Genomic DNA, 10692 nt, shown 5'->3' on the forward strand with positions numbered 1-10692 from the left:
GCACCAGTGGTCGAACACAAAAAACCGAGCCCCGCGCTCGGTTTTTTTTGTGCCTGTCAGCGTAACCTGAAACTCGAAACTCGAAACTTCCGTAGATTACTTTGGCGAGACGGCCGCGCCGCCCTCCAGGCTGTAGAGCAGCTCTTTGTTGAACTCCTGCAGTTTGTCCAGCTCGCCCCGACGCACCCGCTGTGGCCAGTCGGCGTTGGCAATCAGCGCGCGGCCGACGGCCACCAGGTCGAATTCGTGCTGGTTCATGCGCTCAAACAGCGGCTCCAGGCTGTGGCTGGGGCTGGCGTTTTCAAAGCCGTTGTCGGCCACCAGAAAATCCCGGTCCAGGCCGACACTGCCCACCGCAATGGCGGGTTTGCCGCTGAGCTTCTGGGTCCAGCCGGCCAGATTCAGCGGGCTGCCGTCAAACTCTGGCTCCCAGAAGCGGCGCACCGAGCAGTGGTAGATGTCGACACCGGCGTCGGTTAAGGGGGCGAGGAAGTCCGCCAACTGCTCGGGGGTGTCCACCAGGCGCGCCGCGTATTGCTGTTGCTTGAACTGGGAAAATCGGAAAATGATCGGGAAATCGGGCCCCACCGCGGCGCGCACGGCGGTGATCAGTTCAATGGCAAAGCGCGAGCGCTGTCGCAGGTAGCCGCCGTACTCATCCTCGCGGGTGTTGGTCTGGTCCCAGAAAAACTGATCGATCAGGTAGCCGTGGGCACCGTGCAGTTCAATGGCGTCCATGCCAATGGCTTTGGCGTCGGCGGCGGCCTGGGCAAAGGCGGCGATGACCTCGTCAATGTCCGCCTGGCTCATGCTGTGGCCGGAGACCACGCCGGGCATGGAGATGCCCGACGGGCTGTAACCGGGGGTGTCGCCGCCGGGTTCGCAACCGGCCTCCCGCACGGCGCCCACATGCCACAGCTGGGGGGCAATCTTGCCGCCTTCGGCGTGAACCGCCTCCACCACCCGCCGCCAGCCGGCGAGGGCGTCGGCGCCAAAAAAATTGGGCACATCGGCAAACCCGTGGGCGGCGATGTGGTTGACACAGGTGCCCTCGGTGATGATCAGGCCCACCCCGCCGGCGGCGCGACGGCGGTAGTATTCCACTACCCGTTCGTTGGGCACATTACCGGGGCAGGCACTGCGGGTCATGGGGGCCATGACCACCCGATTGGGCAGCTGCAGTTTATCGCAAGCAAAGGGGCGAAACAGACAATCGGCGGATGGCATCACGGGTTCCTCTATCGATCAGGTGGCAGTGGCAGGCAAGGTGAACAAGTCCGTGCTTACAGACTTTCCACGATAAACGCCCGATGCTTGGCGGCCCGCAGGCGATAGGGCAGGACCTTCTGATACTCACCGCTGTGATACCAGTCGTGGGCTTGCTGCATGCTGGCAAACTCCATCATCACCATGCCGTCGGGGGCCTCACCCTCCAGGGCTTCCAGCGCACCGTAGATCACTTTGGGCAGGGGCTTGATGTCGGTGTGCATTTGGCGAGTCAGGGTCTGGTATTGCGTCATGGCATCCGCATCCTGGATCGGTTCTTCGCGCATCACAATCATGTAGGCCGGCATGGCTCTTCCTCGTTGTTATTCGGGTTCAGCGGTTATCGCTTTGTATCACCTGGTTTGGGAGACCATTATTCTAGGAGGAATCGCAAAAAGGGCTCAAGCGGCTATTGTTTAGCCCCCTAACAGAACGATCAGGATGGGCCGCGCCCGGCGGACAGGGCAAAGCGATCCAGCTGGTTGTGCAGATCCCCCATGATGCGCACCAGATGGGCTTTATCGGTCTCCGGTAACTGGTGAAAGCACTGCACAAAGTGGCAGCCGCTGCTGATGTCGAGGCTGGTGCTTTTGAGAACCGAGATACCTTTGTCGGTCAGCTCAAGCGTAAAAGAACGGCGATCGTCCGGGTTGGGGGATCTTCGTAACAAGCCACTTTCCTGAAGTTTTTTGATGCGGGTGGACAACACGGCGTTGGAGACGTTGAGCCACTGCGCGAGGTCGGTGGCCCGGTGCTGTTGCGGGCCGTCGGTCATGATGGCACCCAGCAAGTGAAAATCGGCAATGCTGATGCCGTGCGGACGGCAGATCTGCTCCAGATCGGTGTCGAGCAGGTGTCCGACTTTGAAGGTGTGCCAAATGGCCGGGAAGAAACTGACATCAAAGTCACGCTCGGCGTAAAACGCGGTGGCTTGTTGCTGTAGATCAACCGGGCGTTTTGACATGGGGAGCCTCTTAGTGGGTACGACTGTTTGGTACGACGGTATTGTGGCAATGGGCCTGCTCAAGGCCAGGGCACAGGCCTTGTAAATGGACGCTCTGCAGGATGGTTGTACATGGGTGTTGGACAGACTCGACAGTATACCCGAGAATGCGGGTTTATTATGCCTGCCAGCGTAGCGCGGCTGTTTGCCGGTGAGTGTGGGTGGGGTCTTCGTCGTCAGGATATAAAGGTGTTTTTATGCAGCAACTTCCTCATCAATACAAGGTCAAGGTCGAGGGGCAACCGGAAGGCTCACTGGCCACGTCGGCAAAAGCGTTACCGGTCATTCAGGTCGCCCCGCCGGAAGAATTTGGCGGCCCTGGCGATCAGTGGTCACCGGAGGAATTGCTCATGGCGTCGCTGGCCGATTGTCTGGTGCTGTCGTTCAAATCTATTGCGAGAGCGTCGAGACTGGAATGGAGCGCCATTGAGTGTGAGTCAGACGGCAAGCTGGAAAAAGTGGGTAGCAAGGTTCAGTTTACCGATGTGCTGTCGACGGTCCGGCTCACCATCCCCGCCAGTGCGAGTCAGGAAAAAGCCGAAAAGCTGCTGCACAAGGCCGAAGAAACCTGCTTTATCAGCAACTCCCTCGCCTGTGAAACCCGCCTTGCCTGCGAGATCGTCGTGGCCGGCGATTGACTCTTGCCCTGCCTCGCCCAGCCTCAACCAAAATCGCTGGGGCTGCTCTCCGCCTGAAATGGCCGCCGTTCGCTGTTGAGACCTAGCCTGGCAGCAGCTGCCACAATTTAAAGCCGCTGAGCCCGGTCACAATCAGGATCACCAACACGCCAATGACGTTGTGCCACCAGCGGTTGCGGTAGTCGCCGAGCAGGTCCTGACGGTTCATCACCACCAGTAAAAAGATGGCGATGATGGGCAACAGAAAGCCGTTGGCGGCCTGGGCAAAAATAATGGCCGCAATCGGTCGGGTGCCGGTGGCCGCAGCGATGGCGCCGGCGGCCAGCACACTGATCCATACGGCTTTAAAATGGCGCTGGTGCAACTGTGCGGGCCAGCCCATGGCGCCGCACACGGCATAGGCCGCCGCCAGTGGAGACGTAATGGCGCTGGTTAAACCCGCGGCAAACAGCCCGGCGGCAAAAAAGTAATCGGCTGCGGGCCCCAGCACCGGTTGCAGTTGTTGGGCAATGGTTGCCGACGAAAACGCGGTGTCGGTGCCCCAAAAGGTGGCGGCGGCGGTGGACACAATCGCCAGGGTAATCAGCCCGCCGAGGCTGACGGACAGGCCGGTATCCCAGCGCGATTCCGTCAATGCGGTGCGCATGTTGGCCGGCTGGGCCGGATCGGCCTCGGGCCATTTTTCGCGCACCGAACTGGAGTGCAGAAACAGGTTGTACGGCACCACCGTGGTGCCAATCAGTGCCATCACGGTGAGCAGTGACCCCTGTGGCAACGACGGTACCAGCAGGCCTTTGAGAATGTCGCCGAGGTCGGGTTGCAAGGCGAACATGGTGGCAACAAACACCAGACTCATGACCACCACCAGCACAATCAGCGCTCGTTCAATGATTCGGTAGCGGCCACTGATCAGTAACGCCATGGCGATGAAAGCACTGATGATGGCCCAGAGCGGGCGGGGAATGGGGGTGACGTTGGCCAGTGCCATGGAGGTGCCGGAGATGTTCCCCGACTCGTAGGCGGCGTTGCCAAAACCGATCGCCGCCACCACCAGAATGACCGCCAGACGGCTGAACAGCGGATTGGCGAAGGTGGTGCGCAGCGCCTGCGCCAACCCCTGTCCGCTGACCAGTCCCAGGCGGGCCGCCATTTCCTGCAGGACCATGGTGGCGACGATGGAAAATAACAGGGCCCACAGCAGCGCAAAGCCGTACTGGGCTCCGGCGTTGCTGGCGGTGGTTACGGTTCCCGGGCCGATAAAGGCGGCCATGACCAACAATCCAGGTCCAAATTTTCTCATGCTGCTTCCTTGTTTGTGCGCGCAGATATCAAGAGCCCGTGGTGGCAGGTCTCAATAGCAGTGGGCGGTTAAAGCATTCTATAATCAGCGCTCCGCCGATGGCCAATGCTGTCTGACATTTTAATGGCGGTACGTGTACTGGGCGGATCTGTTTATTTCGACAGGATCTGTTCATGCCGGCCAAAGGCACGACGAATAAGGAAACGAAGAGAAAAGGAAGGGCATGAATAGCGACTCTCAGTATCAATATCAGGATCGCGTGGTGAAGCTCGATCCGCGCAAGCAGTTCCGCCTCGGTGAAGGCAAAATCAGCGGCTACAGTTCGGTGGGGTTGGGTGTGTTAAGCCTGCTGGCGGTGCTGGCCTATTTGTTTCCGGCGTACCTGACAACCTATGAGTTGCGTCAAGTGTACGACGCCGACACGTTACAGCACCTGCTAAAGTACGGCATGTACTTTTCGCTTTTCTTTGGCGTGCTGACCCTGGTGTTGGGGCGTTACCGGCGCCTGGGGTCTGCGGGCATTGTGCTGACCCTCATCGCGTTTGCCTTGGGTGGCTACACCATTCCAACAGGACCGGTGGAAGCGCGGCGTTTATCCCTGGGGGTGGACTGGCTGATCCTGGCGTTTTTGGGTTCGGTGTTTATTTTTATGACTCTGGAGAAGCTTTACCCCAAGTACAGGGACCAGGTCATTTTACGCAGTGAATGGAGTCTGGATTTACTGTATTTTTGTCTCAATCATCTGGCGATCTCTGCCATCCTGATTTACGGCAACTATCATGCTTCGCATTTTGACTGGGCGGTGAGCGATTCACTGCAAGCCATGATTCGTGCGACACCGTTGTGGCTTCAGGTCATCGCCGTGATTCTCTGTGCGGATTTTGTTCTGTATTGGGAGCACCGTCTGTATCACGAGGTTAACCTGCTCTGGCCCGTGCACGCGGTGCATCATTCGGTGGAAAGCCTGGATTGGCTGGCCGGCTCGCGCGGGCATTTTTTGCAGGTGTTCTCGGAGCGGGCGATGGTCATGGTGCCCTTGTACCTGCTCGGGATGGATCAGGCCGCGCTGAACATTTACGTGGCTTTTGCGGCATTGCAGGCAGTGCTCATTCATTGCAATGTCAATTTCTCGTTTGGGTTTTTGAAGTACGTGTTTGTTACACCGCAATTTCATCACTGGCACCACAGTTCGGAGCAGCCGGCCATCGACACCAATTATTCCGCACACACTGTGGTGTTCGACTGGCTGTTTAACACGTATCACCTGCCGGGGGATCGCTGGCCAGCAACCTACGGCACGACGAAACCTTTGCCCGATTCCTTCATCGGACAAACGCTGTACCCGCTCCGGGTTCTGCTGAAAAAAGAGTAAACTTTGCAGAAATCATTCTTTGTCAAAAAGAAAAAAGTCACAGCGGATAAAAAGAAATACAGCATTGAAATCAACACAATAAACACTGCAAGAGTGGCTGATGTTGACTGAACATCAGCCACGCTTCACTGTAACCATCACGTCCAAATCCGAGACGGCTCAATAAGGAATCTCTTTCGATGACCAACAATATTGCTTCTGCGTTATTCATACTGGGCCTGTTTTTTCTGGGGGCCATGGTGTTCGACAAGGTCCTGAAAAAGATTGCCGGGCGCTACGATGCCAGTGCCTCGGAGTCCTTCCGCTTGATCTCCAACTCCCAGAAAGCGGTTTTAATTTTCATCGGCTGTGTGTTGGCACTGTCCAAACTGGGGTTTGATGTCTCGGCGCTGGTGGCGGGTCTGGGGCTGACAGGGTTTGCGATGGGGCTGGCGCTCAAGGATGCCATTTCCAATCTGGTGGCGGGCATTATGATTGTGGTCTACAAGCCAATTCAGTTGGGGGACCGGGTTGAGTTGGCCGGTGTGAAAGGCGCGGTGGTGGATTTGAATCTCAGGTACATCACGGTCAGAGCCGAAGACGTTGTGCACCTGGTGCCAAACTCGTTGTTGCTCAATTCCAAAGTCAGCCTGATGGAGGACAAGCCGGAGGTGGGGATTGCCACCGACAGTGATACCGCAGCGTCATAGCGCGATACTGCAGCGAAATATACTGGGCAGCCAACGTTCTCTGAAAACTCTTCTATTATGGTTAGGCACTCGTCTTTTTTGTGTTTTGAGAGTCCCTTGAGTGACCCCTCGACAAAACGAACCCGTAACAAATCAGGAGAACGGCATGAAGAAAGTACTGATTTTGGTAACGAACCACGCGACTTTGGGTGAAACCGATGAAGAGAATGGCACCTTTGCGCCAGAACTGACCCACGCGTTACAGGTCATCTTGAAAGCCGGTCTGGGCTATGACATTGCGTCTATTCAGGGTGGCCCGGCACCTGTTTACGGTTTGGATATTGAGTGGGACTCGGTGAATAGCGAGATGTTGGCGGACAGCGAACTGCAGCACCGACTCAAAAACACGATACCCGCAGCGCAGTTGAATATGGATGATTACGCTGCCATTTTTTATCCCGGAGGTTTTGGTCTGTTGTCCGACCTGGCCAGCAACGAAGCGGTCGCCAAGCTCAGTGCGCAACTCTATGAAAATGGTGGGGTAATCGCCGCGGTTTGTCATGGCCCGGCAGGCTTGCTGCCCATTACACTCAGTAATGGTGAAAAGTTGTTGGCCAATAAATCCGTGACCGGGTTTACCCGTGAAGAAGAAGTGGACTATGGCACCATCGACAAAATCCCGTATTTGCTGGAGGAATCTCTGACGCGTTCCGCGGCGCGTTATAGCAAGGTGCAGCCTTGGGGTGAGTTTGTGATTGAGGATGGTCGATTGATCACCGGCCAGAATCCGGCCAGTGCCCATGCTGTGGGTGAGGCCATTGTCCGACAATTAGGGTGACGTCGCCGGAGTGAAACAGCCGGCGTGTGTCTGCGCAGCAATTCACTGCGTTCATAATGCTCAAACGTGAAATCCAAAAAAGACCAACGCGGCGGCATGAGGTGGGCAGCCGGGTTGGTCTTTTAGGTTTTTATCGTGGTTGTTTTACCGCTTGTTATCGCGCCTTTAGCGTTTTCCGGTTGCCTTAATCCGCTGGCGTTAAAGTGACCCGCCTTGCTGGATATGCCGCACGATGGCCGCATCCAGCACCTTCCCGCCGATACCCCATTGGCCTTCCGGCACTTCCTCAATTTTAACCCAGGTGACAGGACGCAAGGCTTCGCCTTCGATCTCCACCATGGTGTCGGTGAGCCTGGCGATGATCTCGGCTTTTTGTTCGGCGTTAAAAACGTTTTCGATCAAGTTCACAGTAATCAGTGGCATGAGATTTCTCCGGTGTGGCTTTATGTTTGGGTATCAAGGCGTGGTTACCTGATGTGTGTAGATTAGGAGAAACCGTGGTTGCCCACTAGTTGTGAAGGTGTAGTAACCAACTACAGATTGTGTAGTAACTAACTACACTTTAAGCCACGCGATTAATACGGAGGCTAACGAGCGCGGTGATTTAATAGCCTTTGGTCCGATCAACGATCGGGGGCAACTCACCGGTTTGCACATAGTGATTGATATTGGTGGCGACAATGTGGCTGGCAGACGAGGGGGTGGTGGGGGCCGAGATGTGTGGCAACACCGTGATCTGCGGGTGTGTCCAGAAGGGGTGGTCGGCGGCCAGGGGTTCGGCATCAAACACATCCAGTACCGCGTGAGACAGCTGGTCGCTGTCGAGGGCGTGTAGCAGAGCCGCATCGTTGATGGTGCCGCCACGGCCAAAGTTGATCAGTGCGGCACCGGGGTTGCAGGCCGCAAAGCGCTCCCGATTCAGCAGCTGCTCAGTTGCCGGCGTGAGTGGCAACAGATTAATGATGATGTCGGACTGAGACAGCAGTTGCTGAAGTCCCTCTTCACCGTGAAAGCTGATCAGGTCGGGGACGGTCTTCATTGAACGGCTCCAGCCGGCAACCGCAAAGCCCTGCTGCTGCAGGCATCGGGCGCTGGCCAACCCCAGTTGACCCAATCCCAGCAGGCCGATCTGTTTTTCCGAGGCGCTGCGGTAGGGGCGCTGATGCCAGTGTTTTTGAGTTTGCTGCAGTCGGTACGCTGGCATGTCCCGATGCAAGTACAGCGTCCAGGCGAGCACCGCTTCGACCATGGTTTGGGTTAACACCGGATCGATCAGGCGCACAATGTGAAACGTCGCTTGGGGTAATTCGGCCAACATGCGCTCCACTCCGGCCCAGACGCTGTGCACCCACACCAGATTGGGCAGTGCGGCCAGCTGATGGGGATCCGGGTTGGCGACGATGGCCAGGCGACACTCCTGTTGCTGCTCGGGTGTCAGCTGCTCAATGGGACACACGGTTGCGTCCTCCAGCTGTGGCGCAAGGGCGTTGATCCACACCTGTTGTTCGTGAGGCGGTATGCGGCTGACAAAGGGAATGATCATGGGGCGGTCAGTGTTGTTCATTGTTGTTCATGGGGTGGCGTGCGCGGCCCTGGTCTGCACAGCCTAGCATAGATAGACCGTTACAGAGATAGACCTATACAGAGATACCGCGTCACATAGACACACCCTGGTCTTGATCCAGGAATGTACATGGCGTTTAAATCGTCAGCTGTTCAGCCCCACTGGCAAATAAGCGCGGTGCCCGTATATTGGTGTTATCCATCCTGTTATAGTCGCCACCTCTGTTCTGTTGAAGCCTCTCCCGGTTTCAATGTGGGCCACGAATTCATGACCATCCCGTTCATTATAAAGCCGAGTCTCGATATGCCATTTTCCCATTTAGGATTAAGTGATCCCCTGTTACGCGCCGTTGCTGAGCAGGGCTATACGGCCCCCACCGAGATTCAGCAGCAGGCGATTCCTGCGATTCTGGCCGGCCGTGATGTGATCGCGGCGGCACAAACAGGCACAGGTAAAACCGCCAGCTTTGTGCTGCCGCTGCTGCAGAAGTTCAGCCAGGATGAAAAGACAGTGCGGCCCAAACGCATCCGCGCGCTGATCCTGACGCCGACCCGGGAACTGGCGGAACAGGTGGAAAACAATGTGCAGCAATACGGCCAATATGTGTCCCTGACCTCGCTGGCGATGGTGGGGGGCGTGGATCCCGAGCCGCAAAAGCAGGGGCTGATTGCGGGTGTCGATATTCTGGTGGCCACGCCCGGACGTTTGTTGGATATGGCCTATCAACGGGCGGTGTATTTTGATGAGCTGGAAGTGTTGGTGCTGGATGAGGCTGACCGCATGCTCGATATGGGCTTCATTGCCGACATCAATAAAATCATCGAGCGCCTGCCGCCACAGCGACAGAATTTGTTGTTCTCCGCCACCCTGTCGGATGAGGTGCGCTTTTTAGCCAAGACCACCATTCACCAGCCGGTCGAAATATCAGTCTCGCCCGCCGACGCGACCGTCGCGGCGATTGATCAATGGCTGGTGACGGTGGATAAAGACCGCAAGTCGGCGTTACTGAGTCATCTGATTACCGAGCATCAGTGGCAACAGGCGCTCATTTTTATTCGCACCAAACACGGTGCGGCCAAGTTGGTGAGCCAGTTGGGCAAGCGCGGCATTAGCGCCGACGCGATTCACGGCGACCGCAGTCAGGCGGTGCGCAGCCAAATACTGGCGGATTTTAAAGCGGGTAAAATTTCGCTGTTGGTCGCCACCGACATTGCCGCGCGCGGCATCGACATCGACAAGCTGTCGCGGGTGATCAATTACGATCTGCCCGACGACGCAGCCGATTACATCCATCGTATTGGCCGCACCGGGCGCGCGGGTGAACTCGGTGAAGCGGTGTCGCTGGTGTCCCGAGATGATTTTCGCAATCTGTGCGCGATCGAAAGCCGGTTGGGGCACATCATTGCCCGCAAGGACATTGAAGCCTTCGCACCGAAAAAAGAGGTGCCGGTTTCGATCTTGAATTACGTTCCTAAAAATGCGAAAGCCCCAAGACCCGCGAAACCCGGGGCGCAACGCGCACCCAGCTCGAAACGTGACTCCAGGCCGAAAGCGTCCAGCCAGCCGCACAAAAAAACCGAGGCGGTGGCGGCCACGAAAAAGGGCGGAGCTCCGCGACCGCAATCCGGGCCTAAAAACGCTTCGGCCAAAGTGTTAAGCCCGTGGGCGAAGTGGGAAAGCAAAAACAAAAAGTAAACGCCGGTTGCGGGAATGACTCGCTTAAAAAAGCACGAGACAGAAAAGGAAGACACAGAAAGGGAGCCGTCGTAAAGGGAACAGCCATAAAAAGGGATAGAACGTTGCGCAACGCCCTGCGAAAAACGAACCCGTATAAAAACCCCTCCGAATGCATTAAATACCAACAGGCGCCCACCGTGATTCAGAAGAATTAACAGATCACACCGCGCCTGAGCCGTTTGTGTTAGGGCCTGTTCACACTAATTAGCTTGTCAGCAATCAGCGAGAAGTTAATAAAAAACCGGAAGACAACATCCAGTTTCTCAAAGCGGCTGAAGATTCTCCGGAATCCCTTCAGCCGTCTAA

The 10692-nt window shown here is 56.7% G+C and carries 11 protein-coding genes; 5 read left to right on the forward strand and 6 right to left on the reverse strand.

The features are described from left to right. Window positions 1-96: 96 nt before the first annotated feature. The 3 genes from G8770_RS22675 to G8770_RS22685 form a co-directional block, all read right to left on the reverse strand. Window positions 97-1227, reverse strand: coding sequence for an NADH:flavin oxidoreductase (locus G8770_RS22675; RefSeq protein WP_167192298.1), 1131 nt, complete (start codon window positions 1225-1227; stop codon window positions 97-99). Window positions 1228-1283: 56 nt separating this feature from the next. Next, complete coding sequence (locus G8770_RS22680; protein ID WP_167192300.1) at window positions 1284-1574, reverse strand: DUF1330 domain-containing protein; 291 nt, start codon at window positions 1572-1574, stop codon at window positions 1284-1286. Between the two features lie 128 nt (window positions 1575-1702). Next, window positions 1703-2230, reverse strand: coding sequence for a MarR family winged helix-turn-helix transcriptional regulator (locus G8770_RS22685; RefSeq protein ID WP_167192302.1), 528 nt, complete (start codon window positions 2228-2230; stop codon window positions 1703-1705). Window positions 2231-2466: 236 nt separating this feature from the next. Here G8770_RS22685 and G8770_RS22690 point away from each other — a divergent pair, with 236 nt between their 5' ends. After that, a complete protein-coding gene (locus G8770_RS22690) occupies window positions 2467-2907 on the forward strand; it encodes an OsmC family protein (protein ID WP_167192304.1) in 441 nt (146 codons plus the stop codon). A gap of 82 nt (window positions 2908-2989) precedes the next feature. Here the strand turns inward: G8770_RS22690 and G8770_RS22695 are convergent, their stop codons facing one another. Further along, window positions 2990-4207, reverse strand: a complete 1218-nt coding sequence (locus G8770_RS22695) for an Nramp family divalent metal transporter (RefSeq protein WP_167192306.1) — start codon at window positions 4205-4207, stop codon at window positions 2990-2992. Window positions 4208-4430: 223 nt separating this feature from the next. Between G8770_RS22695 and G8770_RS22700 the strand changes: the two genes are divergently transcribed. The 3 genes from G8770_RS22700 to G8770_RS22710 all read left to right on the forward strand — a co-directional run bounded on the left by G8770_RS22700 (window position 4431) and on the right by G8770_RS22710 (window position 7085). Then, window positions 4431-5579, forward strand: coding sequence for a sterol desaturase family protein (locus G8770_RS22700; protein ID WP_167192308.1), 1149 nt, complete (start codon window positions 4431-4433; stop codon window positions 5577-5579). Between the two features lie 179 nt (window positions 5580-5758). Next, window positions 5759-6268 carry a mechanosensitive ion channel family protein gene (locus G8770_RS22705; RefSeq protein ID WP_167192310.1) on the forward strand — a complete coding sequence of 170 codons (510 nt, stop codon included), beginning with the start codon at window positions 5759-5761 and terminating at the stop codon, window positions 6266-6268. A 145-nt stretch (window positions 6269-6413) separates the two neighbouring features. Further along, window positions 6414-7085, forward strand: a complete 672-nt coding sequence (locus tag G8770_RS22710) for a type 1 glutamine amidotransferase domain-containing protein (protein WP_167192312.1) — start codon at window positions 6414-6416, stop codon at window positions 7083-7085. 198 nt (window positions 7086-7283) lie between these two features. Here G8770_RS22710 and G8770_RS22715 read toward each other — a convergent pair whose 3' ends face one another. Then, a complete protein-coding gene (locus G8770_RS22715) occupies window positions 7284-7508 on the reverse strand; it encodes a tautomerase family protein (protein ID WP_167192314.1) in 225 nt (74 codons plus the stop codon). A 181-nt stretch (window positions 7509-7689) separates the two neighbouring features. Then, the gene (locus G8770_RS22720; protein WP_167192316.1) at window positions 7690-8649 is read right to left on the reverse strand and encodes a 2-hydroxyacid dehydrogenase; all 960 of its coding nucleotides are present in this window, start codon (window positions 8647-8649) and stop codon (window positions 7690-7692) included. A gap of 303 nt (window positions 8650-8952) precedes the next feature. On the opposite strand from G8770_RS22720, the gene G8770_RS22725 reads away from it, so the two are divergent. Next, window positions 8953-10344, forward strand: a complete 1392-nt coding sequence (locus G8770_RS22725) for a DEAD/DEAH box helicase (protein WP_167192318.1) — start codon at window positions 8953-8955, stop codon at window positions 10342-10344. Window positions 10345-10692 lie beyond the last annotated feature (348 nt).

The organism is Pseudomaricurvus hydrocarbonicus (assembly GCF_011602365.1).
GTDB lineage: Bacteria > Pseudomonadota > Gammaproteobacteria > Pseudomonadales > Cellvibrionaceae > Pseudomaricurvus > Pseudomaricurvus hydrocarbonicus.